The organism is Pseudodesulfovibrio mercurii, assembly GCF_000189295.2.
Classification (GTDB): Bacteria; Desulfobacterota; Desulfovibrionia; order Desulfovibrionales; family Desulfovibrionaceae; genus Pseudodesulfovibrio; species Pseudodesulfovibrio mercurii.
In genome coordinates this window covers 1351917-1376519 of sequence record NC_016803.1, presented here as the reverse complement: position 1 = coordinate 1376519, position 24603 = coordinate 1351917, and the positions used below count along the sequence as shown (strand labels likewise).

Annotated in this window: 27 protein-coding genes and 1 riboswitch; of the genes, 17 read left to right on the top strand and 10 right to left on the bottom strand. The window is 63.0% G+C overall.

Going from position 1 to position 24603, the window contains the following annotated elements; translation table 11 throughout:
- Positions 1-92: 92 nt before the first annotated feature.
- From DND132_RS06345 to DND132_RS06335, 3 genes are all read left to right on the top strand, one after another.
- Positions 93-1658, top strand: a complete 1566-nt coding sequence (locus DND132_RS06345) for a BCCT family transporter (RefSeq protein ID WP_014321885.1) — start codon at positions 93-95, stop codon at positions 1656-1658.
- Between the two features lie 85 nt (positions 1659-1743).
- Complete coding sequence (locus DND132_RS06340) at positions 1744-2565, top strand: IclR family transcriptional regulator (RefSeq protein WP_014321884.1); 822 nt, start codon at positions 1744-1746, stop codon at positions 2563-2565.
- 641 nt (positions 2566-3206) lie between these two features.
- Complete coding sequence (locus DND132_RS06335; protein ID WP_014321883.1) at positions 3207-3443, top strand: hypothetical protein; 237 nt, start codon at positions 3207-3209, stop codon at positions 3441-3443.
- A gap of 289 nt (positions 3444-3732) precedes the next feature.
- Here DND132_RS06335 and DND132_RS06330 read toward each other — a convergent pair whose 3' ends face one another.
- Both DND132_RS06330 and DND132_RS06325 read right to left on the bottom strand, forming a co-directional pair.
- Positions 3733-4479: a DUF364 domain-containing protein gene (locus DND132_RS06330; protein WP_014321882.1), complete on the bottom strand. Its 747-nt coding sequence runs from the start codon at positions 4477-4479 to the stop codon at positions 3733-3735.
- A 309-nt stretch (positions 4480-4788) separates the two neighbouring features.
- Complete coding sequence (locus DND132_RS06325; RefSeq protein ID WP_014321881.1) at positions 4789-5727, bottom strand: AraC family transcriptional regulator; 939 nt, start codon at positions 5725-5727, stop codon at positions 4789-4791.
- Between the two features lie 468 nt (positions 5728-6195).
- On the opposite strand from DND132_RS06325, the gene DND132_RS06320 reads away from it, so the two are divergent.
- Complete coding sequence (locus DND132_RS06320; RefSeq protein WP_014321880.1) at positions 6196-6609, top strand: PaaI family thioesterase; 414 nt, start codon at positions 6196-6198, stop codon at positions 6607-6609.
- A gap of 51 nt (positions 6610-6660) precedes the next feature.
- Here DND132_RS06320 and DND132_RS06315 read toward each other — a convergent pair whose 3' ends face one another.
- On the bottom strand, positions 6661-7989 hold the full coding sequence (locus tag DND132_RS06315; RefSeq protein WP_274377775.1) for a cytidylate kinase family protein: 1329 nt from the start codon (positions 7987-7989) through the stop codon (positions 6661-6663).
- A 66-nt stretch (positions 7990-8055) separates the two neighbouring features.
- On the bottom strand, positions 8056-8532 hold the full coding sequence (locus tag DND132_RS06310) for a MarR family winged helix-turn-helix transcriptional regulator (RefSeq protein WP_014321878.1): 477 nt from the start codon (positions 8530-8532) through the stop codon (positions 8056-8058).
- Between the two features lie 521 nt (positions 8533-9053).
- Between DND132_RS06310 and DND132_RS18655 the strand changes: the two genes are divergently transcribed.
- From DND132_RS18655 to DND132_RS06280, 10 genes are all read left to right on the top strand, one after another.
- The gene (locus tag DND132_RS18655) at positions 9054-9197 is read left to right on the top strand and encodes a hypothetical protein (RefSeq protein WP_238528356.1); all 144 of its coding nucleotides are present in this window, start codon (positions 9054-9056) and stop codon (positions 9195-9197) included.
- A complete protein-coding gene (locus DND132_RS06305; RefSeq protein ID WP_238528354.1) occupies positions 9194-10036 on the top strand; it encodes an aldo/keto reductase in 843 nt (280 codons plus the stop codon). Before DND132_RS18655 ends, DND132_RS06305 begins: the two co-directional genes overlap by 4 nt.
- Positions 10037-10113: 77 nt before the next feature.
- Positions 10114-10527 carry a cupin domain-containing protein gene (locus DND132_RS06300; protein WP_014321877.1) on the top strand — a complete coding sequence of 138 codons (414 nt, stop codon included), beginning with the start codon at positions 10114-10116 and terminating at the stop codon, positions 10525-10527.
- A 10-nt stretch (positions 10528-10537) separates the two neighbouring features.
- On the top strand, positions 10538-11302 hold the full coding sequence (locus DND132_RS06295) for a carboxymuconolactone decarboxylase family protein (RefSeq protein WP_014321876.1): 765 nt from the start codon (positions 10538-10540) through the stop codon (positions 11300-11302).
- A 26-nt stretch (positions 11303-11328) separates the two neighbouring features.
- A complete protein-coding gene (locus DND132_RS18815; protein ID WP_274377774.1) occupies positions 11329-11454 on the top strand; it encodes a hypothetical protein in 126 nt (41 codons plus the stop codon).
- Positions 11455-11466: 12 nt separating this feature from the next.
- Positions 11467-11688: an aldo/keto reductase gene (locus tag DND132_RS18610; protein WP_202945507.1), complete on the top strand. Its 222-nt coding sequence runs from the start codon at positions 11467-11469 to the stop codon at positions 11686-11688.
- 234 nt (positions 11689-11922) lie between these two features.
- Positions 11923-12141, top strand: a complete 219-nt coding sequence (locus DND132_RS18165; RefSeq protein ID WP_014321875.1) for a hypothetical protein — start codon at positions 11923-11925, stop codon at positions 12139-12141.
- Positions 12142-12232: 91 nt separating this feature from the next.
- Positions 12233-12700: a hypothetical protein gene (locus DND132_RS06290; protein WP_148266954.1), complete on the top strand. Its 468-nt coding sequence runs from the start codon at positions 12233-12235 to the stop codon at positions 12698-12700.
- The gene (locus DND132_RS06285) at positions 12672-13535 is read left to right on the top strand and encodes a YitT family protein (RefSeq protein WP_014321873.1); all 864 of its coding nucleotides are present in this window, start codon (positions 12672-12674) and stop codon (positions 13533-13535) included. Before DND132_RS06290 ends, DND132_RS06285 begins: the two co-directional genes overlap by 29 nt.
- A 26-nt stretch (positions 13536-13561) precedes the next feature.
- Positions 13562-13879: a TIGR03905 family TSCPD domain-containing protein gene (locus DND132_RS06280; RefSeq protein WP_014321872.1), complete on the top strand. Its 318-nt coding sequence runs from the start codon at positions 13562-13564 to the stop codon at positions 13877-13879.
- A gap of 102 nt (positions 13880-13981) precedes the next feature.
- On the opposite strand, the gene DND132_RS06275 is transcribed toward DND132_RS06280, so the two are convergent.
- Positions 13982-14827, bottom strand: a complete 846-nt coding sequence (locus DND132_RS06275) for a DUF169 domain-containing protein (RefSeq protein ID WP_014321871.1) — start codon at positions 14825-14827, stop codon at positions 13982-13984.
- Between the two features lie 134 nt (positions 14828-14961).
- Here DND132_RS06275 and DND132_RS06270 point away from each other — a divergent pair, with 134 nt between their 5' ends.
- Positions 14962-15855 carry a LysR family transcriptional regulator gene (locus tag DND132_RS06270; RefSeq protein WP_014321870.1) on the top strand — a complete coding sequence of 298 codons (894 nt, stop codon included), beginning with the start codon at positions 14962-14964 and terminating at the stop codon, positions 15853-15855.
- A gap of 18 nt (positions 15856-15873) precedes the next feature.
- Here the strand turns inward: DND132_RS06270 and DND132_RS06265 are convergent, their stop codons facing one another.
- Positions 15874-16758, bottom strand: a complete 885-nt coding sequence (locus DND132_RS06265; RefSeq protein WP_014321869.1) for an AraC family transcriptional regulator — start codon at positions 16756-16758, stop codon at positions 15874-15876.
- A 177-nt stretch (positions 16759-16935) separates the two neighbouring features.
- Between DND132_RS06265 and DND132_RS06260 the strand changes: the two genes are divergently transcribed.
- Together DND132_RS06260 and DND132_RS06255 are read left to right on the top strand one after the other, a co-directional pair.
- The gene (locus DND132_RS06260) at positions 16936-18123 is read left to right on the top strand and encodes an iron-containing alcohol dehydrogenase (RefSeq protein ID WP_014321868.1); all 1188 of its coding nucleotides are present in this window, start codon (positions 16936-16938) and stop codon (positions 18121-18123) included.
- A gap of 28 nt (positions 18124-18151) precedes the next feature.
- On the top strand, positions 18152-19201 hold the full coding sequence (locus tag DND132_RS06255) for an alpha/beta hydrolase (protein WP_014321867.1): 1050 nt from the start codon (positions 18152-18154) through the stop codon (positions 19199-19201).
- Between the two features lie 217 nt (positions 19202-19418).
- On the opposite strand, the gene DND132_RS06250 is transcribed toward DND132_RS06255, so the two are convergent.
- The 4 genes from DND132_RS06250 to DND132_RS06235 form a co-directional block, all read right to left on the bottom strand.
- Positions 19419-19634: a hypothetical protein gene (locus DND132_RS06250; protein ID WP_014321866.1), complete on the bottom strand. Its 216-nt coding sequence runs from the start codon at positions 19632-19634 to the stop codon at positions 19419-19421.
- Between the two features lie 17 nt (positions 19635-19651).
- The gene (locus DND132_RS06245; protein WP_014321865.1) at positions 19652-21751 is read right to left on the bottom strand and encodes a ribonucleoside triphosphate reductase; all 2100 of its coding nucleotides are present in this window, start codon (positions 21749-21751) and stop codon (positions 19652-19654) included.
- 175 nt (positions 21752-21926) lie between these two features.
- Positions 21927-22101, bottom strand: a riboswitch (cobalamin riboswitch).
- A gap of 64 nt (positions 22102-22165) precedes the next feature.
- Complete coding sequence (locus tag DND132_RS06240) at positions 22166-23041, bottom strand: methylenetetrahydrofolate reductase (protein ID WP_014321864.1); 876 nt, start codon at positions 23039-23041, stop codon at positions 22166-22168.
- Positions 23042-23359: 318 nt separating this feature from the next.
- Positions 23360-24571: a multidrug effflux MFS transporter gene (locus DND132_RS06235; protein ID WP_014321863.1), complete on the bottom strand. Its 1212-nt coding sequence runs from the start codon at positions 24569-24571 to the stop codon at positions 23360-23362.
- Positions 24572-24603 lie beyond the last annotated feature (32 nt).

The following is a 24603-nucleotide window of genomic DNA, read 5'->3' as shown; positions in this document are numbered from 1 at the left end:
ATCGCCATACCCTTGTGAGGCGTATATCGCATCGTGTAGAGACGTCAGGTTCACGACCCGAGGCGTTTTGCAGGGGGAATAGGAGGCTCACTATGCCGGTTGAGAAAACGGATGATGACAGAAGGTCGCTGAATCCCTTTACGTTTTGGCCCGGATTTATCCTGCTGATCGGCGGTATCGCCCTGGGCCTGGTGTACCACCAGAGGCTTGCCGATTTGCTGGCCTGCACCATGGCCTGGATTCATGTGAATTTCGGATGGCTGGAGGTCTCCCTGGGGATCATCATCGTCATGTTCACCGCCGGGCTGGCCTTTTCGCCCATCGGCAACATCCGGCTGGGCGGCAAGGACGCCAAGCCGGAGTTCACTTTCTGGCAATGGTTCGCGCTGTCCCTGTGCGGCTGCATCGGCATCGGCATCCTATTCTGGGCCATGGGCGAACCCATCTACCACATGATGCAGCCCCCGCTCAGCCTGCATATCGAACCCGGAACCAAGGACGCGGGCGTTTTCGCCATTGCCCAGACCACGCTCCACTGGACCATCGCCCAGTACTGTTTCTATACGGTCTGCGGCGTGGCGATCGCCCTGGTCAGCTACAATAGGAAATATCCCCTGTCCGTGGCGGCGGGCATGTACGCGCTCTTTCCGGAAAGGCTGCGTCCGGTCCTGACGCCGATGGTTCACGCCATCTGTCTTTTTTCACTGTGTTGCGCCGTCGCCACCAGCATGGGCGCGGGACTCATGCAGATCGGCAGCGGCACGGGCAGAATCTTCAACTACACGCCGGGGCCGGTGACCTGGGGGGTGGCGGCGGCCATCATCATCCCGATTTACGTGCTCTCCTCGTATTCGGGGCTGAAGAAGGGCATGTGCTACCTTTCCACCGGAACCACGAGGGCCTTTCTCTTTTTCATGGCCATCGTCCTTTTCGCCGGGCCGACGCTGTTCATCCTCGGCATCGGGGTCGAGTCGTTCGGCTATTTCGCCAACAACTTCTTCCGGAACAGCACCCTGCTCAACACCATGCAGGCAAATGATCTCTGGCCCATGCAGTGGCTTGTCCCGTACATGGAGATTTTCTTCATCTTCGCGCCGCTGCTCGGCCACTTCCTGGCGCGCATGGGCAAGGGGAGGACGATTCGCCAGTTCATCCTGATCAACGTCATTCCTCCGACCGTGTTTTGTCATTTCTGGATATCCACGTTCGGCGGGACCGCCGTGTTCTATCAGTGGAGCGGCCTGGTCGATGTCTGGTCCGGCATCCACGAGTTCGGCATGGAGTCGATGGTCTACATCATTCTCTCGCAGTTCCCGTACAGCAACATATTGATGGGGTTGTTCGTCGTCACCATCGTGTTTTCCTTCGCCACGATGACCGACTCCCTGGTGGCCACACTGGCGATCATTTCGACCAAGGGCGTTCGTGCGGACGAGGAGCCTCCCAAGCGGCTCAAGGTGCTCTGGGGGGTCATCGTCGGGCTCGTGGCATATGTCCTGTGCATAGCGGGCGGGATCGAACCCGTTCGGGGGCTCATTTCCCTTGCCGGGTTCCCCATGATGATTTTCACGTTCGCCATGTGCGTATCGCTTGTAAAAGACGGAATATATTTATTAAACAAACCGAATTGGCTGGACACTGAGTCCGAGAAAAGCTAATATTTGAATGCCCTTCTCTTTATCCGAAGGGCATTCAAATTCTCTGCCCGGCAACTTCGCGGGCGGAAAAGCCTCTGAGGAGACGATGGCAACAGACGACAAGTATTACATGATGCGTTCCCTGGAAAAGGCCCTTTTCGTCGCCGAGACCATGGCCACGAAAAGCAAATGGGAGCTGAAGGATCTGAGCGCGGTCTGTTCCATGCCCAAAGGCACGCTGCAACGGATTCTCAGGACGTACGAGGACCTCGGCTACGTGCGTCAAGTCGAACGCGGCGGGGCATACGCCCTGACCCTGAAGTTCTACAAGTTGGGAAAGCAGATCACGTCGCGGAACGACATCGTGTCCATGGTGCAGCCCATCATGTTGAGATTGCGCGACAAGGTCAACGAGACGGTCAACCTGAGCGTCCTCTCCGGTGTGGACATGGTGGTGATCCACCAGAAGGCTTCCTACCACGCCCTGCAAATGGATTCGATTGTGGGGACGTCCTTTCCGGCCTATCTGTCGGCTTCGGGCAAGGCCTTTTTGGCCTTTTTGCCCGAGGAGGATCTGCGCAGCTTCATCAAGGAGTTGCGCCGTACCGATGCGCGGGTGGACAGCGACAAGATCAACTGGCTGTACAGGGAGCTGGAACTCGCCAGGGTACGTGGGCTCGGACTGGATTTCGAGGAGTTGTTCAAGGGTATCCGCTGCGTTGCCGCGCCGGTTTTCGACGATTCCGGGCGCATCCTGGCGACCATAAGCTGCTCGGTGCCCACCGTGCGCCTGGACAGGAGCTTGTCCCAGAAGCTTCTTGAGGAAATCCCTTCGGCCGCAGTCGAAGCTTCCCGATTGTTCGAAGCTCCGACCCGCTCCTTCTCATTGGATATCGATGAGATTGCCGGCCAGCTTGTCGGCCTCTGATTCGGCTGGGCGGGCTGATCCCGGGTCCGGCCCTTTGAGGCGGAGCAATCACTGCCCCGTCATTGCGACAGGCGTCGAGGGGGAGGTTTGTCCTTTTCGCCTCCCTGCGCGCCCGGTCGCCCTTTGACGGCGTCTGGCTCGAACCGCTGGAAAGGGTGGCAATGGCTTCGTCGTGTCCGCTATGGGGCCGCTTTTCCCCCGACGTCATGCGAAATGAACGACATCCCGTGCGCGCGGGCATGGTCGCGGCCCCAGCCTTCCCCTTGAGCTGTGCGCGGGCCCATTCGCATGGATGTCCTGAGCGAACATGCCCGGACTGGAGTGTGTCCCGACTCCGGAAACCCGGTCCGAAGCAGTGGAATCCGCTATACTGTTCTCCTGATAAGAAGAACTTGACTCCGTAATAACATAGGCTACTTTTATGGCACGTTAGCTGGCAAATATGCATGCGGTCGGACCGATGCCGATGGCGGCAGGGCTCGCTTGCGATGCGAATGGGCGTGCCGACATGCCCCCTATGCACAGTGAACGCACTCGGCGCCGGCTCAGGACATCAACTGAGACCACATGGTTCGCGCCGGATTCCGGATGTCGGCCCCGGAATCGTACACGGAACGATCACAAACCAACGGGAACGGGATATGAACAGCGATCAGGAAGAGGTCAAAAAGATTTTCATGGGCTACCACCCCCGGACGCATGACGGCAGCTCTCCCCGATCACGCTCCCGCAGTGAGTCCATTGCCATCAGGGACGCCTACAACAACGAGCAGGGGGCGGGGCGGCTTCGGGCCGAGATCGTCGAAATCGCCTACAGCGATCTTTGCGCCGTGGCCATTATGGAAACGACCATCGGCAAGGTCTGGGAGTACCTCTGATCCCCGCCGAAATCCCTTCGAAACGTCTCTGTGGCCGTGTCCCCTTTCAACTTGCAACGTCCCGTAAGACGAGTCCATTGCCTAGAGATTCCCGGCCCAACCCGTGCCGAGGAGTGCCCCTTGCGTGCGCGAATCGGGATTCGGCGGGCGCCGGGTCGTCCGGATTGCGAGGCCCGTGCCGTTGCGATTGCGTTTCGCGTGATGCGATTATTTGATCCTTTTTTTGCGCATCTCCGGGCGTTTTCAACGTTGTCCGTCATTCCCTACGGAGCTGGAACGATGCGCCATCCTATGCCACCACGAGCAGGGGCTTTCTGGAAAACTTCTGGATGACGGGCGTGCCCTTGGCCTGCCGCACGGCCCTGAGCGTGGCCTCGGAATCCATGGGCACGGTGCCAGCGAGCAGGCGGACCTTCCCTTGGAACGGGGCCTTCAGCAATGGGGTGGAGGGGCCCATCAGGGCCACGCGCACATCCTTGCCCATGCGGGCGAGCAGATCGTCCAAGGTGTTGTTGATGATGCTGGTGGAGGTCACAATGGCGACCTCGGCCCAGGATTCCAGCCTTTCCGTGAATCGTTGTTCGTCACCCAATCCCTTGCCCCTGTCGACGACTTCCACCAGGGAGCCCCTTTCCTCGAGGCGGGCGACGATGGGGGCGAAGTGGCCCACCATGGCGACCCTGGTTCCCCGGACTATCCCCAACGCGTCGAACAGCACCGAGTTGTTCCTGTCTTCCGGCAGCGTCCGGGCCTGGGCATGGTTCAAGGCATTGACGAGCGCCAGACCGATGGTCCGGTGCAGGGCGCTGTTCGAGAGCAGCAATTCCAATACCTCGGATGCGGGCCTGCCTTCATACTCTTCATTGGGAGGAAGCACCGAACATCCTCCCTTGTTCGATTCGGGGGTATAGGCAACACCGACGCCGCCATCGTCGGTGCAGACGGCGGTGTACCCCAACCCGATAGTCAGATTTTCCAGAAACCTGCCTTCCGCCTGAGTCTGCATGGTTTCGACCAGCTGTCCGCAAATGCCCATGGGGCCTCCTCCGTGGTTCGTCGTATGAACGCGAAATGTTGTATGAGAGGATATTCTTCAATATATTACGTTTGTTGTATTGAATGGTCGTCAACATACCCCCCGGCCGAAAAAAAGCCAAGGTCTGAAAAGGGGCGGGCGGAAACGTTCGTGCCGGTCCGTTGCCGAGAGGGGCGGCTCCACCGGCGGCAGGGCGGTGAATCGCTGGACGATGGAGCCGGACAAAATGCAAGCGGGCCCCGCACCCGGATGCAGGCCCCGCTTTCGTGATTTCCGCCGGATCGACGTCCGAGGCGAATCGGGCATTCCTTACGCCGTCCCGGAAACGACCTCGGTTTTTCCCAGCTGGTGCAGGGTCTTGATGTCGCGCAAGGGCGGGGCGCCGAATTGGCGTTTGTACTCGCGGCTGAACTGCGACGGGCTTTCGTAGCCCACCTGCAAGGCGGCGGTGGTGGCGTCCTGGCTTTCGGACAGCATGAGGCGTCGGGCCTCGTGCAGCCTGAGCCATTTTTGGAATTGCAGGGGGCTCATGGCCGTCAGCGCGCGGAAATGGTGGTGGAAGGTGGACACGCTCATGCCGGTCGCCTTGGCCAGACCCTCCACCTTGAGCTGCTTTGCATAGTTTTCCTTGAGCCAGTCCACGGCCTTGGCGACCTGCTGTCCGTGGCTTCCGGCGGTGGCGATGTTGCGCAGGCGCGGGCCGAGTTCCCCCATGAGGAGACGATACAGGATTTCCTTGTGAATCAGCGGCGAGAGGATGGGGATGTCCTCCGGGGTGTCCAGCAGGTCGACCAACCGCTGAAAACTGTCGAGCAGCGGCCCGGATACTTCACACACGGCCATTCCCCGTCCCGGCTGCGGGTTGCGCGGCACCGGCAGATTGCTGTCCACCATGAGCTGGGCCACCATGCGCAGGTCTATTTTCAGGACCAGGCTGAGGAGCGGTTCCTCCTTGCTCGCCCGGACGATGTTGGCCATGACCGGCAGGCCCACCGAAGTGATCAGCAGGTGATTTTCGTCGTAGATGTATTCCTCGTCGCCGAGCTGTACCCGCTTGGCGCCCTGGGCGACCAGGCAGATGCACGGTTCATACATGGCGCTCATGGGCTCGGTGGGCGCCTCGTACCTGACCAGCATCAACCCCGGTACCTCCGAAAGCAGATGGTCGTTTTGTTCCGTCCAGCGGTAGATCTTTTTCGCAAGCGTGCTCCGCGCCGCGCTGATGCCGTCTGTTCCGTTCTTGCTCATTGAAAGCCTCCTTGCCATTCAGCGTTAGCATCTTCCTCTTTCGGGGGACAAGGTGTGATACGGATTTTTCGGACGATTGGGCAAAATAACAGAGGATCGATCTATCGGGAACGGATGTGTGCCCGGAGCGTTCGGCGGCGCGGAACCTTCGATCGGGCAATCGGAGGCCACAAGGCCTCCGGCGTCGATGTTGCCGAATGCGCCGGCGTGGAGCGGAATCCGCCAATCCCCTCCGTGGCCCGTGGAGGCTGTGCCGCTCGCGGTTTTGCGTCCGGTCCCGGAGCCGAACGGTCGAATCCGGGCCGACCCGTGGTCGGCGAGGATGAGGGAGACGGGGCTGGGGGCGCTCCCCGTCGCGCGCGCATCCCCTGTTGTCGGGGCGGATCGCTTGGGCTATGGTCCCTGTTGAATTCGGGGAAAGCGGATGTTTCAGGGCCGTTTCCCGCAGCGCACGCAACGAGAGAGACCATGCCCATAGAAAAATTCATTGAAACCGGATTCCCCTTTCATCGGCTCCTTGGCGTCAAGGTGGACAAGATCGATGAAGCCTCCGTCCGGTTGTATATCCCCTTCAAGGAAGATCTGATCGGTCATGCGGAAAGCGGCATGATCCACGGCGGAGTCATCTCGACCCTGGCCGACATCTGCGGGGGGTTCGCCGTCTGGACCCGCTGCGAACGGGACGACTTCGTCGCCACGATCACCCTCAGCGTCGATTACCTGCGTCCGGCGGCGGCCGGTGATCTCTATGCCGAGGCTACGGTCCGCCTGCTCGGCAACAAGGTCGGCAACGCCCATGTGGTCATCTGGTCCCAGGCCGATCCCGGGACCCACGTGGCCGAGGGGCGCGGCGTCTACAACATCCGTCGCCGCAGGAAATAGCGCAGTCCGGCCCCGGACAGGCGGACGGTCCCGACGGGGCGCGGCCGGAGCCTATGCCGCCGAGGGAAGTCCGGCCGGGGCGGTTTCCGGATGCAGGATGTCCTCCGGAATCATCGCGATGATCCTGTCGGCGATCTCCTCGTCGCTGTCGTACAACGAGCTGTCCACGGTGAGGTGGTAGTTGGTCGCATCCCGCCAGTCCTCGCCCGTGTATTTCAGGCAGTAGTTGGCCCGCTCGCGGTCCAGCTTTTCGAGCTCCTTGCCCGACACCAGCGACTCGACGCCGTATTCGTGGATGATCTTGGACCGGCGGTACTCCTCGTCGGCATGGACGAACACGTTGAAGCAGTTCGGGTTCCGCTTGAGGACGAAGTTGGCGCAGCGGCCCACGATGACGCAGGGGCCCCGGCTGCCGACGTCGCGGATGATTTTGCTCTGGACCAGGAAGAGCACGTCGGACGGGGGCAGTTTGTCCTGCACGTAGGCGTAGTTCTGCATGTAAAGCTCGTCGAGCAGCGTGCCGGCCAGCTTCTGTTCGTTCTCCCGGATATAGTCCTCGGTGAAGCCGCTCTGTTGGGCGGTGATGTCGATCAGTTCCCTGTCGTAGAAAGCGATGCCCAGCTTCCGGGCGATGGCCTGGCCTATCCCGTGTCCGCCGCTGCCGTATTCGCGCGAGATGGTCACCACGAGATACCGGTTGAGGCCTTCGGGCAGGGGTTCGAGCGCCGTCCTGCCGGGAATGTCGTTGCCCAGCCAGGCGTCGAGCCGGAGAATCCGGCTGTTGTAGAACCTGACGAGGGAGCCGACCAGGAGGGCCGCGATGACGGTGCCCTCGCGGATGCCCTCCAGCCGGTGGAGGAACAGGAAGGAGCTGGCCAGGCCCACGATGACCATGGAGCTGTCCAGGGTGACCTTCAGCTTGCCGAACGGTTTGTTGAACGTGTCGGAGACGACCACGGCGAGGCCGTCGCCGGGAAGGTAGGTGAGCTTGGCCTTGACCAGGAGAAAGACGCCGAAGGCGATGAGCACGCAGCTCAGCAGGCACATCAGCAGCTGCCAGACGTAGGCGTTGGCGTTGATGTCGTCGATGACCATCATGGCCAGGTCGATTCCGAAGCCGAACACGGTGACCGCGAGCATCTGCGAGAGATGGAGCAGGGTGAATTTCCGCCGCAGGATGAGGAACTGGGCCAGGACGAACAGGCTGTTCATCAGGATGGTCAGCTCGCCGATGGTCAGGTCGAACTTCAGGCTGTAGATGTACGGGATGCACGAAATGGGCGAAACGCCCAGATTGGCCTTGACCGAAAAGGCCACGCCGAACGCCATGAAACCGATTCCGACAATGGCGACAAGGATTCTTTTGAATGTTCTTTTCAAGGTGATGCCTCGGTTGAAATCGTTTGATGCAGGGTCCTGGGGCGACCGGGGCCGACTGGGAAGGGGCTAGGCTTCGGGATTGCGGCGGGGTTTGTCCAGGTTGCGGCGGAGGTTGTCGGTCACCCTGTCGAGCAGCGACATGAGCAGGTTCCGCTCCTCCCCGGTGAAGCCGGAAAGGAGCACGTCGTTGTGCGCCTTGAGGATGGCGATCATCTCTTCCTGGAGGCCTTCCGCCTTCGGGGTCGGGTACACGTTCTTGCGGCGTCGGTCCCGGGGGTCCTCTTCCCGGCGGATGAGGCCATCGTTTTCGAGGGACTGGAGGGCCCTGGCCGTGGCCGCCCGGTCAAGGCAGAGATGGTTCGTCAGGTCTTCCTGGACAATGCCCGGAGAGCTCAGAATCTTCATCAGATAGGGAATCTTGCCCTTGCTGACGCCCGCCCCGGACATCGGTCCCGACAGGTAGATCAGGCTCAGGCGCTGGATGAGGGAGAACCGTCGGCCGGGGGATTCCCGGTCGAACGCCGTGATGGTGTCGCTGTGCATGTCGCCTCAATTCGTTGACGTATCAATTGTTGACGGGTCAATAATTGGAACGGTCATGCCTGTCAACCGGCGGGGAGGGCATTTCCGCACCCGTCACATCCTGGAGGCGGCGCCGGGGTGATGCCCGAACAACTGCTTGTATTCCCTGGTGAACTGTAAAGGCGTTGCCTGTCGGCCTTCCTTTGTCAGGGCCGGGGAGGCGAACGTGTACCCCCCAGGCCGGTTTCAGGCAATTTTGTACGATCCGGCAATAATTAGACAGGATCGGTCTACCTCGTTCCCCTCGTCTGGGGATAATAAAATCACACCGACCAGGAATGCTGGGCAAAGCCGAAAGGCGAGGAACTTCGCAGCGTCTGTGATGCGGTTGATTATACAATTATCTAAAATATTTTGATAAAATATGTATAGACCCAACCCGCGAAGCAGATTTTCGGCACGGGTGCCGGTTCGCGATCTGGCTGATCCGGGAGCTGATGCGGCAATCCTGTGACGGGGCTCGATGCCGAAAGGGAGGACAAATGCGGAGAAGACAATTAGGAAAAAGCGGACTGGAGGTTTCGGCCATCGGTTTAGGCTGCATGGGCATGAGCTACGGCTACGGCCCGGCCGCGGACAAGACCGAGATGATCGCCTCATCCGGGACGCCGTGGAAAAGGGCGTGACCTTTTTCGACACCGCCGAGGTCTACGGCCCGTATGTCAATGAGGAACTGGTCGGCGAGGCGCTCGCTCCGTTCAAGGGGGAGGTTGTCGTCGCCACCAAGTTCGGCATCCGGATGATCGACGGCAAGCAGGTGCTCGACGCCAGGCCCGAGACCATCCGCCATTCCGTGGAAGGGTCGTTCAAGCGGCTCGGGGTCGAGGCCATCGACCTCTACTACCTGCACCGGGTCGATCCGGAAGTGCCCGTCGAGGACGTGGCCGGAACGGTCAAGGACCTGGTGGCCCAGGGCAAGGTCAAGCATTGGGGCCTGTCCGAGGCCGGGGTGGAGACCATCCGCAAGGCCCACGCGATCCTGCCCGTGACCGCCATCCAAAGCGAATACTCCATGATGTGGCGGCAGCCCGAAGAGGAACTGCTCCCCGCCCTGGAGGAGCTCGGCATCGGGTTCGTGCCCTTCAGCTCGCTGGGCAAGGGGTTCCTGACCGGGCGGTTCGACAAGACCGCCACCTTCGGCAAGGACGACTTCCGCAGCATCGTGCCCCGTTTTTCCCCGGAGAACCTGGACGCCAACCAGGTGCTCGTGGATTTGGTCAGACGCATCGCGGCGGACAAGGGCGTCACCCCGGCCCGGATCGCCCTGGCCTGGGTGCTGGCGCAGAAGCCGTGGATCGTGCCCATCCCCGGCACCACCAAGCTGCACCGCATGGAAGAGAACGTGGGTGCGGCCGATGTCGTGCTGGCCGACGGGGAGCTGGCCGACCTGAACGAGGCCCTTTCGCAAATCGAGATATTCGGCGACCGCTACCCGGCGGAATTCGCCAAGCGGGTGGGCAAGTAGCCCAGGCTTGGAACACCATTGGGCCCGGTGCCGCGCGGTGCCGGGCCGACAACATGTTGAGCAAGGAGTATGAGAAAATGTCCGACAAGAACAATACTACCGACGTCTTTGAACGCGGCCCCGAGAACACGGCGTATGCCCAGTATTTCGTGGGGCAGAGCTATCTGAACATCCTCAACCGGGAGGGCGTCTTCATCGGCAACGTCACCTTCGAGCCCGGCTGCCGGAACAACTGGCACATCCACAAGACGGACAAGGGCGGCGGGCAGATCCTGCTGTGCACCTCCGGAAACGGCTGGTACCAGGAATGGGACAAGCCCGCCCGGGCCCTGCGCCCCGGCGACGTGGTCCACATCCCCGCCGGAGTGAAGCATTGGCACGGCGCGGCCAAGGACAGCTGGTTCTCCCACCTGGCCGTCGAGGTGCCCGGCGAAAACGGGTCCAACGAGTGGTTGGAGCCGGTTTCCGACGAAGACTACGAAGCGTTGTAGGAGGCGGGTCATGGCAATCAGTGAAACCGCCCGCAACAATCATGCGGCCTTGTTCCCGAACCACCGGTCCACGCTCGCGGCGACGGACCCGGAGTTCGTCGAACTCTTCGACAACTTCGCCTTCGACGAGGTTCCCGCTCAGGTGAACCTCGACGTCCGCACGCGGCTCATGGTCATCCTGGCCTCGCTCATCGCCCAGCAGTCGGTGAACGAGTACCGGGTCATGCTGGGCGGCGCCCTGAACGTTGGCGTGACCCCGGTGGAGGTCAAGGAGATCGTCTACCAGGCCGTGGCCTACGCGGGCATGGCCAAGGTCTTCGACTTCCTCCGGGCGACCAACGAGGTGCTGGAGAGCCGGGGCGTGAAGCTGCCCCTGGAAGGGCAGTCCACGACCACGCCCGAGACGCGCCTCGACAAGGGGCTGGCCCTGTCCAAGTCGGTCTTCGGCGCGGCCATCGACGCCATGTACGAGCATTCGCCCAAGGACCTGCTGCACATCCAGCGGTTCCTGTCCGGCAACTGCTTCGGGGACTATTACACCCGGGGCGGCCTGGACATGAGGATGCGCGAACTGATGACCTTCTCGATGATCCTTTCCCTGGGCGGGTGCGAGCCGCAGCTCAAGGGGCACATCCAGGGCAACGCGGCCGTTGGCAACGGCCGTGACGTCCTGATCGGCGCGGTCACCCAACTCGTCCCTTTCATCGGTTACCCCCGCTCCCTCAACGCCGTGGCCTGCATCAATGAAGTGCTGCCGCCACAGGCCGCGGAATAGTTCCGTTACAACGTCAGGATATTGTCATGCTCAAGAAACTTGGATTCGGCTGCATGCGTCTGCCACTGCTGGACAAGGGCGACCAGACCTCCGTGGATCTGGAAACGTTCCATGCCCTGGTGGATACCTTTCTGGCCAAGGGGGTCACCTAGTTCGACACGGCCCTGACCTGCCACTCGTATCACGGCGAGGCGTTCGTCCGGAAGGCCCTGGCCGGACGCCATCCGCGTGACTCCTTCCTCCTGGCCACCAAGCTGCCGCCGTGCATGTCCGAGGCCGAAGAGGACCACGAGAAGATCTTCAGCGAACAGCTGGAGAAGTGCGGCGTGGACATCTTCGACCACTACACGCCGCACGACATCGGCTTCTCCCGTGACGAGGTGTAGGCCTGGTTGCGCGGCCTGGGCATGGTCTAGGCCCTCAGATCGAACATCCGCATTCCTGCGGCGAGGAACAGGCAATAAACAACGGTCGATGAATCGCTGTTTCTTCTCCATGTCGGAGGATCGGACAATAATTGCACAGTATTCGTCTACTTTTCGAAGCCGAATCATCCTATGTTAGGCCTGTGATCGACGCGGGGGATTTTCCTCCCGCAGGCAACCGCCAAGGAGCAACTCATGAATCTTTTTGAAATAGTACGGATACTTTTCGAGGCCCCGCGTACCGCCTGGAATGCGGTCGCTTCCATGTGGGAGTGGATTTCCCCCGAACTGGTCTGTTCCGCGACCGTCAACCTCGCAGTCCTGTCCGCGGCGCTGCTCGGCGCCATCTGGCTGGTGGCCCCCTTCGACCTGAAGCGGAGGGCCTCCCACCGGAACCGGGCGGAACATTTCTGACCCTGCGGGCGCGGGAGCGAGTCGACAATTGCCGCCGGGCGCGGTTCCCGGCGGAGGTGACGAAAGACCGCCTGGAGAAACGAGGATGCACATGCTGAAAATCATACTCTGGTTGGGGATGCTGGCCATGCTGTCGGCGGGTTCCAGTTTCCTGTTCCTGGGACAGGAGAAGTTCGGCAGGCTCCCGCAGGGAGCGCGGCTGGACAGGATATCGAAGTCGCCCAACTACCGGGACGGAATCTTCCACAACCGCGTCCCCTTCAAGCAGATCGTCAAGGGCGGGAGCGGTCTCGGCGGATTGATCAAGTTCGTCCTCCGCGACGGGGACGGACTGACGCCGCCCGTCCCCATGCCGGTGGTCAAGACCGACCTCAAGGCGCTCGATCCGGACGCCGATGCGGTCGCCTGGTTCGTCATCGACGAACCCGTCAATCGGACCCAGGTCCTGAGCGGAGCATTAATCCTTGCGGGCATACTCGTTGCTCTTTATGGTGGCGCTCCCAAATCAGCCGGTAAGGGAGGAGTGGAACATGAACATGCAGCTGCGGTCGCTAACTGACTCGCTTGCCTGGAATGTCTTTCTGTTGACCGTGGGGTCGGTGGTCTATGTCCTCGGCTACAACGGCATCGCCGCGCACCATAACTTCGTCCCCGGGGCCCTGTACGGCCTGGCCGTGGTGGGCAACAACATGGTGCCGGACCTGTCGCTGTCCCGGTGGTACGTGCTGCTGAACGTGCCGCTCTTTGTCGCGGCCTGGAAAGGCGTGGGGCGGAGGTTCTTTTTTCTCAATCTCTACAGCATGGTGATCATAGCCCTGCTGACCGCCTACCTGCATTGCGACTTCGGCATCAAGGCGGACGTCTACTCGGCCATCGCCGCGGGCGCCTTCATGGGGGCCGGGGCCGGGCTGATCCTGCGGACCTACGGCGGCGGGGGCGGTCTGGACGTTTTGGCCGTCATCCTGAACCGGAAGTACGGCCTGCGCTTCGGCGTGTTCTATTTTCTGGTCAACGCCGTGGTCATGCTCACCGCCCTCAATCGGTTCAGCCCGGACATCATCATCGCCTCGCTGGTCATGCTGTTCATCAGCTCCGTGGTCACGGAATACGTCCTCTCCCTGTTCAACCAGCGCAAGGCCGTCCGCATCCTGACCAGGAAGGGGGAGGAGGTCGTCCAAAACCTCACCCGCGTGCGCAAGCAGCACGCCACGATCTTCCCCGGCAAGGGCGGGTATTCCGGCATCGACGTGGACATGATTCTCTCGGTCACGGACCGGCTGCGGCTGCGCTCCCTCGAACAGGACGTCTTCGCCATCGACCCCGAGGCGATCATCGTCGTGGAGAACACCTTCAGCGTGATCGGAGGCCCCCTGGGGCTGCGCAAGAACTATTGACCCTCAACCCGACGAGGAAGCGCCGCATGAAATCGTTCCAACTCCCTGCCGAACCGCGCACCGTGTTTCCGGCCGAAGCGCCCGGCGACACGGAGGTCTTCATTCCGGAAAACGTCTGCGCCAAGATGATCCGCTTCGCGGTTGACGACGGCCGCCTGGCCTACGTCCGTTTCACCGGTGGGTGCGACGGCAACCTCAAGGCCCTGTCCACCCTGGTCACGGGCATGCGCGTCGAGGACATCCTGGAGAAGCTGAGCGGCATCACCTGCGGCCGCAAGGACACCTCCTGCGCGGCCCAGCTCTGCGCCGCCCTGCGCGGTGCCGTGGAGGATTCCGAGGACTGACGCCCCACGGGCGTCCCGCCCCGCGATGCCCGCACGACGAAGGCCCGGCCGTGAACACGGCCGGGCCTTCGTTTGTCGATCCCCGGTCGGTTCCGGAAGGACCTAGCCGTCCTCGCCCCACGCCTTGGCGCTGCGCTCGACCTTCTTGCGCACGTTCTTCCAGTCGGTTTCGTGGGTGAACATGGACTCGGGCAGGGCGGCCAGCATCTTTTCATAGAGGTCCAGCGGGACCGTGAAGGTCAGCTCGTCGGTCTTCATGAACTTCCGGGCCGAGGGGTCGAAGCCGCCTATGACGGCCTTCTCCAGCCCCTTGCCCTGGTAGTAGAGGGGCCAGCTGATCATGTTGGTGCAGCCCGCACCGAAGGGGGAGACCACGCATTCCATGTCGCCGGTGGTGAAGATGGCGTGGGTGAAGAGCCCGCTCAGGATCTCGGGCCGGGCAAAGAAGATGACGAACTCCGGCTTCTCGTCGTCGGTGAAATGGGACAGCGGCTTGAAGATGCAGTATTTGCCCGGTGCTTCGCGGGGATTCACCTCGAGCATGAATTTCCGCATGGCGTCGGGATTCGGCATGTAGCGCTCGCCGTGCAGGGGGGAGCCCTCGTACCCGGTGGACACGTAGTGCTCGATGAACCGGAGGTGGGGCTTCATCATCGAACAGTAGTACACGCCGCCGGGGCAGCCGTACTCTTCGGAGGAGATGAAGGCCGCGCCCTTCTTCTTCCTGGCCAGCCAGACGTTGCCCATGACGCAGGAGAAGGTCTTCATGACCTCCTGCATGTCCAGTTCCCCCCGGTCCTCCAGCTCGCGCGAGATGGGCGTTCCCGTTTTCGGGCCGTAGGCGTTCTCCGGCAGGGTGTCGGCGTAGTGGACGCCGAAGGGCTCCTCCCCCAGGCCTAGGTGTTCCAGGAAGGCGGCGGTGCCGTCGAGTATGGGTTGCAACGTCATGTCGTTCTCCTTTGATGGTTCGTCCGAACCCCGCGGTCGGGCGGGGCTGTTGCCTTTCGACATGCCTTTTCATACCATGCTCGAAACTAAAATAAATGGGCAATACGGAAAACTCTTTTCCATGGACGGGCAAAATGAGTCGGGAATTTTTCAATGACGTCCCACTGCTGGTGGAAGTGGCGAGGCGGAAGAGCTTCACCAAGGCGGCGGAAACGCTCGGCATGGGCGTCTCGACCCTGTCGCGGCGCATCAAGCTGCTCGAAGAGCGGATGGGGGTGCTGCTTTTCTACCGGGACACCCGGAACGTCGAGCCCACGGACAACGGCGCGTACCTGCTGGACCGGTGCGGGTACATCCTCGACGAGGTGCAGAACGCCTACGACTCGGTGGTCCTGAACATGCAGAAACCGGCCGGACTGATCCGCATCTGCATGTTCCTGGACCTCTACGACGACCGGCCCTTCAAGGACGCCCTCATGGACTTCGCGGTCAAATGGCCGGACATTCAGATGGACCTGACCTTCGTGGAGCATCCGGTGGACATGCGCACGGACCCGTTCGACGTGGCCTTCCTCATCGGTCCCTCCATCGCCCTGCCGCTGATCGCCCGGAAACTCCTGACCATAGAACCGTTCCTGTACGCGTCGCCCGCGCTGCTGGAGCGGTATTCCATGCCCTTGGAGCCGGGAGACCTGCGCCGGTTGCCGTGCATCGTGCTCCAGCGGTTCGGCAACCGATGGCCCATGCACGACGGCACGCGGCAGGTGACCGTCGAGGTGCAGCCGCAGTACAGCTTCGGCTCCGTGGAGATGTGTCGTGAGTTCGCCCTGGCCGGGCACGGCGTGGCGCTGCTCCGCAGGGAGAAGGCCGAGCCGGATGAACGGGCCGGGCGGCTGATCCGCCTCCTCCCGGACTGGAGCGGAGGGTTCGTGCATGACGTCTACCTGGTGACGGGCTCGAACCAGCTGCCCCAGCGGGTCAGGCTGTTCGTGGACCACATTCAGGCCCATTTCGCGGCGGGCGCGTGAACCGGCCCCGGTCCGCTCCTAGGCCGAACGCATCCCCCGAATGATCTCCGCCGGGCTTTGGCCGAAGTGGCGCTTGAACTCCCGGCTGAACTGGGACGGGCTTTCGTAGCCCACGGCGTCGGCCGCCAGGTAGGCCTTCATGTTCTCCTGCACGATGAGGTCCCTGGCCCGGGAAAGGCGAATTTTCTTGAGGTATTGCAGCGGTGAGTCGGCGGTGATCTCCTTGAACGCCTTGTGGAAGGCGGAGACGCTCATGTGCGCCGATTCGGCCAGTTGGCGCACGTCGAGCTTTTCGTTGTAGCTCGCTTCCATCAGGCTGATGACGCGGCCCACCTGGCCGAACGAGTTGCTGCCCCTGGCCAGGGAGTAGAGCACCTCCGCCTGGCTGCCGCACAGGGCGCGGTAATAGATTTCCCGTACCAGTCCCGGGGCCAGAATCCTGGCCTCTCTTTCCGAGCGAAGCGCCTTGAGCAGCTTGGTCACGGCATCCTTCATGTCCTCGTCCATGGCGGACGGGCCGATGCCGAGGGGGTACCCTTGGTTTCCCATGTCGGGGAATTCGGTTTGCAGGTCCATCTGAACGATCAGGTCGTTCAACTGCCCCATGTCGATGTCGATATATACGCCGAGCAGCGGGCCGTCCTCGGCGGGGAAGGATTCGCTTTCAAAGGGCATGGTCACGGAAACGACCAGATAGTTGTCCGCGTCGTAGTGGAAGGACTGGCCGCCGAGATGTCCGATCTTGGCTCCCGAAGCCACGATGCACAATCCAGGATTGTACAACATCGGCCTGCGCCGTACGTGCCGGGTCTCTTTGAAAAAACGGACGCCCTGGTAGGCGGATTCAAGGGCGCCGCCGTCGGGGATGTCGTACTCTTTTAGTAATTCGAGCATGTTGGACATGGGCTGTTCCTCCTGTGGGCTGTGGCTATTATGAACACCATTTGTCGGCCATATTCAACATAAAAGGGATGTGTTTGGAGGAATGAGCAAGGTTTTTGGAGAAATGTGCGTTCACGCCGAAGCGGGAGGATCTTAGATAGAGAGTCATCAACACATGAGATCCAGAAGGAGTGCATGATGAATTTTGAATTTCAAAACCCGACTCGCATTATCTTTGGCGCCGGCAATCTTGCCCGGCTCGGCGATGTCGTCGGTGAATACGGGAAAAAGGCCCTGGTCGTCACCGGCGGCGGCAGCGTCAAGCGTAGCGGCGTGTTCGACCGGGCGGTCGAGAGCCTGAAGGCGGCCGGCATTGCCGTGGCCGAGTGCTCCGGCGTGGAGCCCAACCCGCGCATCACCTCCGTGGCCAGAGGCGCGGAGACCGTCCGCGCCGAAGGGTGCGACGTGATCGTGGCCCTGGGCGGCGGCAGCGTCATGGACGCCTCCAAGGTCATCTCGGCCGCTGCCCTGTACGACGGCGACCCCTGGGACATGATCCTGCACGGCCAGGAAAACGTGTACGTGCCGACCGAGGCCCTGCCGGTCATCACCGTGCCGACCATCGCGGCCACGGGCTCCGAGACCAACTGCGGGGCGGTCATCACCAACGAGGAGACCAAGGTCAAGTCCTTCATCCAGATTCCGCTGCTCTACCCCAAGGTCGCGGTCATGGACCCCGAGCTGACCGTGAGCGTGCCCAGGGACCAGACCGCCTACGGCGTCTGCGACCTGATCACCCACCTGACCGAGTCCTACCTGAACGGCATCGACAACACGCCCATCCAGGACCGGCTGGCCGAAGGCGTCATCCAGACCGCCATGGAATGGGGCCCGAGGGCCATCGCCGACGGCGGCGACGTGGAGGCGCGCGCCCAGATCCAGTGGGCCGCTTCGGTGGCGCTCATCGGCTGGGCCCAGATCGGCACCGACGCGCCCTATCCCGTGCACATGATGGAGCACACCGTGTCCGCCTACCACGACATCACCCACGCGGCGGGCCTGGCCATCATCAACCCGGCCTGGATGCGCTTCGCGGCCCGGTCCAACACCGCCAAGTACGTCCAGTTCGCCGAGCGCGTTTTCGGCCTGAAGGCCAAGGGGGCCGACGATTTGGACTGCGCCCTGGAGGGCATCGACAAGTTCGAGGCGTTCCTCAAGAGCATCGGCTGCCCGACCCGCTTCTCCGAGCTGGGCATCGGCGACGAGCTCTTCGAGACCTACGCCAGGGACACCCTCAAGATCGTCAGCGACGGCAAGGGCAACCTGCCCGGCCGCCCGGTCATGAGCGTCGAGGACATGATCGGGATTTTCCGGTCGGCCCTCTAGGGAACAGCATTTCAACAAGGAGATCGCCATGAAGATCAACGTGATCAAAACCATGCTGGCCATGCTGCCGATCCTGGCGCTGGCCCTGGCAAGCAACGCAGCCTATGCGGAGGAAAACGATATGACCTGGGACAAGACATTCAAGTTGAGCGACAAGGTGGTTCACGAAAAGGTGTCGTACCCCAACCGGTACGGGATCACGCTGTCCGCCGACATGTACATGCCGAAGGACATGGACAAGTCCAAGAAATACCCGGCGCTGGTCGTGGGCACCCCCTACGGCGGCGTCAAGGAGCAGGGCGCGGGCATCTACGCCCAGACCATGGCCGAGCGCGGCTTCGTGGCCATCGCCTTTGACGAGTCCTTCAACGGCGAAAGCGGCGGCGAGCCCCGCCACATCTCGTCCCCGGAGATATTCTCCGAGGACTTCAGCGCGGGCGTGGACTTCCTGGGCACCCGGCCCTTCGTGGACCGGAACCGGATCGGGGCCATCGGCATCTGCGGCAGCGGCGGGTTCTCCCTCAAGGCCGCGCAGGTGGACCAGCGCATCAAGGCCGTGGCCACCGCGTCCATGTACGACATGAGTCGCGTGATCCGCAACGGCTGGCAGGACTCCATGACCGGCGAGGAGCGCACCAGGATGCTCACCGAGCTCGGCGAGCAGCGCTGGAAGGACTTCGAGGCGGGCGCTCCTCTGCTGCCCGAGGGCTTCCCGACCGTGGCGGTCGATTCCATCCCCGAAGGGCTGGACCCCATCAGCAGCGAGTTCTGGGAATACTACGCCATGCCGCGCGGCCATCATCCCCGGTCCCACGGCCCGTTCACCGCGACCAGCAACATGGCCTTCGCGAACTTCCCGCTGCTGAACTACATCGACACCATCTCGCCCCGTCCGATTCTGTTCATCATGGGCGAGAAGGCGCACTCCCGGTACTTCACCGAGGACGCCTACAAGGCGGCCAAGGAGCCCAAGGAGCTGGTCATCGTCCCCGGCGCGCGGCACATCGATCTGTACGACCGCACGGACATGATCCCCTTCGACAAGCTGGAAGCCTTCTTCACCAAGGCGCTGAAGTAGCTTGCAAAACAAACGGTGGCCGCCCCGGCATGTTTCCGGGACGGCCACCGACGCCAAAATTCAGCGTTCAATAGACGCCATTTCCCCGAAAGGGGTTCCTCGCGGGGCGTGCCCCGCCCGTTCCCCCGGCCCCGGCCGCCTCCACATCCTTCCCGCCAAAGCCGCCCGCATGGGCGGCCCGGTCATGCTCCGCACCGAGGCCGACCCACAGCCGGGGCTAGTCCGCGGCCAGGTCGCTGATGGCCTTGAGGGCCCGGCCACGGTCCTGGGCCAGCTTCTTCCACTTCCGCTTTTCCTTTTTCAGGGCCTCGATGGTCTGCAGCAGGTCCTGGACCGTTCGGGCGGGGCAGCCGTGCGCGGCACGGCCGCCCCTCCGGAGTTCCTCGTCGTTGTGCTGCCGGATGGAGGCCAGCTGGTTGGCGTCGAGTATCATGGATGTCCCATGGTCCGTCAGGCGGGCTCGCCCACCGGTTCGGTCGCGGGTTCGCAGGCCGGACGGCAGAAGCTCTGCCGCGAGTACTCGATGCGGTCCCTGTACTCCTCCTGCTTGCCCTTGTTCCAGCGGCCCACCGGGCGGTAGTAGCCGACCACGCGGGTGTAGACCTCGGCCTCCTTGCCGCAGGTCGGGCACTGGAAGTGCTCGCCGTAGAGGTAGCCGTGGTCCTCGCAGATGGAGAAGGTCGGCGTGACCGAGATGTACGGAATCTTGGTCTTGGTCATGGCCTTGATCAGGAAGTTCTTCACGCTCTCCTCGTCCGGGGCGGCCTCGCCCAGGAAGGTGTGGAAGACCGTGCCGCCGTTGTACAGGGTCTGGAGCTCATTCTGGTGCTCCAGGGCGAAGAACACGTCCGAGCTGATGCCCACGGGCAGCAGGGTGGAGTTGGTGTAGTAGGGGGTCTCGTCGCCCGAGGTGTAGATGTCGGCGTACAGCTCGCGGTCGATCTTGGCCAGCCTGTAACAGGTGCCCTCGCCGGGCGTGGCCTCGAGGTTGTACAGGTTGCCGGTCTCCTCCTGGAACCGGACCACAAGGCGGCGCAGGAGTTTGAGCACCCTCTGCATGAGCATCGAGCCGGACGGGGTGTCGAGCCCCTTGTGCAGCAGGTTCATGCACGCCTCGTGGCCGCCGATGAGCCCGATGGTCGAGAAGTGGCCCTTGAACCCGTTCTTGAGGTAGCGCCGGGAGAACGGGAACATGCCCGCGTCCAGGTTCTGCTGGACCACCTTGCGCTTGAACTCCAGGGACTCCGAGGCCAGCCGGGCGTACTCGGCGATGAGGTCCATGAAGTCCTCCTCGTTGTGGGCGAGGTAGGCCAGCTTGGGCAGGTTCAGGGTGACCACGCCGATGGACCCGGTCAGGTCGCCCGCGCCGAACAGGCCGCCGGTCTTCTTGCGGATTTCGCGCAGGTCCATCTGCAAGCGGCAGCACATGGAGCGCACGTCCTCGGGGTTCAGGTCCGAGTTGATGAAGTTCTGGAAGTAGGGCGCGCCGTACTTGGCGGTCATCTTGAGCAGCAGCCTGCCTTCCTCGGATTCCCAGGGGAAGTCCTTGGTCACGTTGTACGTGGGGATGGGGAAGGAGAAGATGCGCCCGTCCGCGTCGCCCTGGAGCATGACCTCCAGGAAGGCGCGGTTGAACATGGCCATCTCCTCGGCGTACTCGCCGTAGGTGGAATCCTTGAACTCGCCGCCGATGATCACCGGTTCCTTGGCGATGTGCGCGGGCGGCACGAAGTCCAGGGTGAAGTTGGTGAACGGCGACTGCCCGCCCCAGCGCGAGGTGGCGTTGAGGTTGTGGAGCAGTTTCTGGATCTGCTGCTTGACGTCGTGGTAGCTGAGCCCGTCGTTGCGGATGAACGGGGCCAGGTAGGTGTCCACGTTGTTGAAGGCCTGGGCCCCGGCCCATTCGTTCTGCAGGGTGCCGAGGAAGTTGACCATCTGGCCGCAGGCCGCGTCGAAGTGTTTTGCCGGGGTGGACGAGCAGCGGTCGCGCAGGTTGAACCCTTCGAGCAGCAGATCGCGCAGGGACCAGCCCGAGCAGTATCCGGCCAGACCGAAGGACAGGTCGTGGATGTGGAAGTAGCCGTGGGTGTGGGCCAGGCGGACCTCCTCGGGGTACTTTTCGAGCATGTACCGGGCCTGGACCGCGCCCGCCATGTGCAGGATCAGCCCCTGGTAGGAGTGGGTCATGTTCGAGTTCTCGTTGACCCGCCAGTCCACGTTGTTCAGGTAGCCGTCGGTCACCTGGGCGATGTCCAGGAAGGCCTCGTCCTGGGAGCGCAGCTCGCGCCGCTTTTCGCGGTAGATGATGTAGCGTTCGGCCACCTTGAACAGGCGGGCCTCCATGAGGACCTCCTGGACCATGTCCTGGACCTGTTCCTGCTCGGGGATGTCCACGTCCTTGAGCTTTTTTTCCACCTTTCCGGCCAGCCGGTCGGCCAGCAGCGGGTCCTTGATGCCGCTGCCCTTGAGGGCCTTGAAGATGGCGTTGCCGATCCGTTTGGTGGACCAGGTTTCGATGCAGCCGTCACGCTTGAGTATTTTGCTGGGCATTGGGGAATCTCTTGCAGGCGTCGAAAGCGGAAGGGCGCGCCGCACGGGGTGCGGCCGCAAGGGGACTGCCTGCACTGTCGTCGATGAACGGACCTGGCGGCGGCACCGCAGGTCCCGGCGACGGTTGTCGGGTGATACGCATTCTTGTCCGCACGCGGGTTCCGCGATCCGCATCCGGCAGGAAACGCTTCAGGTAGGTCTTCTGACTCTCCCCGCCCGGCCCGCCTTCCCGCCTCGCGGCAGTGGCATTCGGACCGGACCTCCATGGGGGATTACAGCGGCGGGACCGCTCCGGCTTCGCACCGGATTCCCTGTTATGGCCTACGGCCACCTGAAGGACATCTAGAACTTTTCGAGAATAGCCAAAGCCCCGGCGAAGCGCAAGGACGGATTCGCCGGGGCGCGCCTTTCAGCCTAGCCGCGCAGCTCCGGCACATCCCGGAGGATGTCCAGGCAGACATCGGCGTTATTCAAGGAATACAAGTGGATGCCGGGAGCCCCCAGGGCCAGGAGCTCGCGGATCTGCCGCCGGGCGATGTCCACGCCCTTGCGCCGCACGGCCTCGTCGCCGCCGGTGTCGAAGGCCTCCCGGATCTCCAGGTAGAGCTTGAGCGGGATGTTCGCCCCGCACAGGGACAGGATGCGGTCCAGGGACTGCATGGCCAGGACCGGCAGGATGCCCGGCACCACGGGGTTGTCGATGCCACGGGAACGCAGCCTGCGCACCAGGTCCTGGTAGCGGCGCACGTCGAAGAACAACTGGGTCACGCCGAAGTCCGCGCCCGTGTTGAACTTGTGGCAGGTCCAGCGCAGGTCGTCGTCGATGGACCCGGACTCGGGGTGGGCGTCGGGATAACAGGCCGCGGCCACGCCCGCCTCCGGCCACCCCTGACGCACGAACTCCACCAGGTCCGAGGCGTGCCGGAAGTCCTTCCAGACCTCGGCCGGGTCGTTGCCCGGCATGTCCCCGCGCAGGGCCAGGACGTCGCTGACGCCCGCCTCGAGCAACCGGTCCATGTACGCGGCGATGGACCGTTTCTCCGCGCCCACGCAGGTCAGGTGCGACATGGTCGTCAGCCCGAACCGCTTGTGCACCTCGGCCGCGATCTCCAGGGTGTTGTCCTGGAACGAGCCTCCGGCCCCGTAGGTGACCGAGGCGAACAGGGGATCGAGCCCGGCCAGCCGCTCCACCTGTCCGAAGAAGCGGGGCCACTGGTCGCGCTCCTTGGGCGGAAAGAATTCGAGGGAGAGAAACGGGCCGTTGTCCCGGATGCGATCGATGATCTTCATGGTCTGTCCTTTCTTCCGGCGATCCCGGACCGGACCGGCTCCGTGCCGTTCCCGGTCCGCCCGCCGTGTGTTGTGTGTCGAATGGGGCCGCCGTTGGCGGCGCGGCCCGTGGCCCGGCAAGGTCCGGGGGGTGCACGCCGCCGGCGTTGTCGACTAAATTCGTATATCAATATGTATTGATATAGCGGACCGTCCAAAAAGGCAACCCCTGTTCCGTGGAAAAAATCCGGGCCGGACAGGGATTGCCGAAACAGGGACGTCCCGTGGCGGGTAGGCGTCCACCGGACCCGGTCGGGCCGGGCGAACGGACCTCGCCGATCAGGCGGGGGCCTGCGCCCGGTTCCGCCTGGCCCTCCCGAAGACCACGTACAATCCCGAAGCCAGGAGCGCGGCGCAGAGCATGGCCAGTCCCATGGCCTTGCCCGGCGCCCAGACCGTGTTGAGCAGGGGGGCCAGGGCGCTGGCCCCGGCCCCGGTGAGCATCTGGAGGGAGTTGATCGCCCCGGACGCGGTTCCGGCCATGTGTCCCCAGGGGGCGACGGCCTCGCTCATGGCGTTGGGCTGGAGTACCCCGAAGCAGGCCATGACCAGGAAGAGCGGGGGCAGCAGGAGGGGCAGCTCCGGGGCGTGGTACCAGGTCAGGACGAACACGGACCCGGCGGCCAGGGTCATGACTCCGAGGCTCACGGCCAGGATGCGGTCCACCCGGATTTCCCGGCGGCCGACCAGCCCGCTGAGGAAGGCCCCGACCATGACTCCGAAGGAGGTCAGGGCGAAGACCAGGGAGTAGGCCTGCTCGGACAGGTGCATCTCGCCGAGCACGAATGCGGGCGAACCCGCGATGTAGGAGAAGAGGCAGCCGAAGCCGAGGGCCTGGGGCAGGGCGTAGCCGAGGAACTGCGGGCTCCTGAAGATGGTCGCGTACCCGCCGAGCAGCTTCGCCGCGCCCACGGTGTTCCGTCTGTCCGGGGGCAGGGACTCGGGCACGAGCAGGGCCACCAGGACGAACAGGGACAGGCCGAGCAGCCCTTGGACGGCGTAGATGGCCGACCAGCCCGTGTAGAGCAGGATCAGGCCGCCGAGCAGGGGGGCCGCCAGCGGGGCCACGCCGCCCACGAACATGATGGCCGAGAACTGCTTGCGCGCCTCGGGGCCGGTCATGGTGTCGCGCAGGATGGCCAGGGGCGCGAGGATGCAGACCCCGGAGGCGATGCCCTGGATCAGTCGCGAGAGGAGCAGGAAGTGGAAGGAGCCGTGCACGGTGCAGGCGAAGGCCGCCAGGGTGTCCAGGAGCAGGGCGGTCATCAGGACCGGCTTGCGGCCGAACCGGTCGGACAGCGGCCCGCCCAGGAGCGGGGCGCAGGCGAAGCCCAGCAGAAACAGGCTCAGGGTCAGGGAGCCCTGTCCCCGGGCCACCCCGAAGGTGGCCTCGATGTCCGGGATGGCCGGCAGGTTCATGTCGATGGAAAGGGGCGGCAGTGTGGAGATGCCCGCCAGGATGGCGAGATGGGCAAGGCCTCGTTTGCGCATGGTGGAATACCTCGGAAAACGTCGTGAAAGCG

Excerpts from the sequence above, each read along its gene's own strand:
- DND132_RS06345 (WP_014321885.1), top strand. The coding sequence starts at position 93 with ATGCCGGTTGAGAAAACGGATGATGACAGAAGGTCGCTGAATCCCTTT.
- DND132_RS06340 (WP_014321884.1), top strand. The coding sequence starts at position 1,744 with ATGGCAACAGACGACAAGTATTACATGATGCGTTCCCTGGAAAAGGCC.
- DND132_RS06335 (WP_014321883.1), top strand. The coding sequence starts at position 3,207 with ATGAACAGCGATCAGGAAGAGGTCAAAAAGATTTTCATGGGCTACCAC.
- DND132_RS06330 (WP_014321882.1), bottom strand. The coding sequence starts at position 4,479 with ATGGGCATTTGCGGACAGCTGGTCGAAACCATGCAGACTCAGGCGGAA.
- DND132_RS06325 (WP_014321881.1), bottom strand. The coding sequence starts at position 5,727 with ATGAGCAAGAACGGAACAGACGGCATCAGCGCGGCGCGGAGCACGCTT.
- DND132_RS06320 (WP_014321880.1), top strand. The coding sequence starts at position 6,196 with ATGCCCATAGAAAAATTCATTGAAACCGGATTCCCCTTTCATCGGCTC.
- DND132_RS06310 (WP_014321878.1), bottom strand. The coding sequence starts at position 8,532 with ATGCACAGCGACACCATCACGGCGTTCGACCGGGAATCCCCCGGCCGA.
- DND132_RS18655 (WP_238528356.1), top strand. The coding sequence starts at position 9,054 with ATGCGGAGAAGACAATTAGGAAAAAGCGGACTGGAGGTTTCGGCCATC.
- DND132_RS06300 (WP_014321877.1), top strand. The coding sequence starts at position 10,114 with ATGTCCGACAAGAACAATACTACCGACGTCTTTGAACGCGGCCCCGAG.
- DND132_RS06295 (WP_014321876.1), top strand. The coding sequence starts at position 10,538 with ATGGCAATCAGTGAAACCGCCCGCAACAATCATGCGGCCTTGTTCCCG.
- DND132_RS18815 (WP_274377774.1), top strand. The coding sequence starts at position 11,329 with ATGCTCAAGAAACTTGGATTCGGCTGCATGCGTCTGCCACTGCTGGAC.
- DND132_RS18165 (WP_014321875.1), top strand. The coding sequence starts at position 11,923 with ATGAATCTTTTTGAAATAGTACGGATACTTTTCGAGGCCCCGCGTACC.
- DND132_RS06290 (WP_148266954.1), top strand. The coding sequence starts at position 12,233 with ATGCTGAAAATCATACTCTGGTTGGGGATGCTGGCCATGCTGTCGGCG.
- DND132_RS06285 (WP_014321873.1), top strand. The coding sequence starts at position 12,672 with ATGAACATGCAGCTGCGGTCGCTAACTGACTCGCTTGCCTGGAATGTC.
- DND132_RS06280 (WP_014321872.1), top strand. The coding sequence starts at position 13,562 with ATGAAATCGTTCCAACTCCCTGCCGAACCGCGCACCGTGTTTCCGGCC.
- DND132_RS06275 (WP_014321871.1), bottom strand. The coding sequence starts at position 14,827 with ATGACGTTGCAACCCATACTCGACGGCACCGCCGCCTTCCTGGAACAC.
- DND132_RS06270 (WP_014321870.1), top strand. The coding sequence starts at position 14,962 with ATGAGTCGGGAATTTTTCAATGACGTCCCACTGCTGGTGGAAGTGGCG.
- DND132_RS06265 (WP_014321869.1), bottom strand. The coding sequence starts at position 16,758 with ATGTCCAACATGCTCGAATTACTAAAAGAGTACGACATCCCCGACGGC.
- DND132_RS06260 (WP_014321868.1), top strand. The coding sequence starts at position 16,936 with ATGAATTTTGAATTTCAAAACCCGACTCGCATTATCTTTGGCGCCGGC.
- DND132_RS06255 (WP_014321867.1), top strand. The coding sequence starts at position 18,152 with ATGAAGATCAACGTGATCAAAACCATGCTGGCCATGCTGCCGATCCTG.
- DND132_RS06250 (WP_014321866.1), bottom strand. The coding sequence starts at position 19,634 with ATGATACTCGACGCCAACCAGCTGGCCTCCATCCGGCAGCACAACGAC.
- DND132_RS06245 (WP_014321865.1), bottom strand. The coding sequence starts at position 21,751 with ATGCCCAGCAAAATACTCAAGCGTGACGGCTGCATCGAAACCTGGTCC.
- DND132_RS06240 (WP_014321864.1), bottom strand. The coding sequence starts at position 23,041 with ATGAAGATCATCGATCGCATCCGGGACAACGGCCCGTTTCTCTCCCTC.
- DND132_RS06235 (WP_014321863.1), bottom strand. The coding sequence starts at position 24,571 with ATGCGCAAACGAGGCCTTGCCCATCTCGCCATCCTGGCGGGCATCTCC.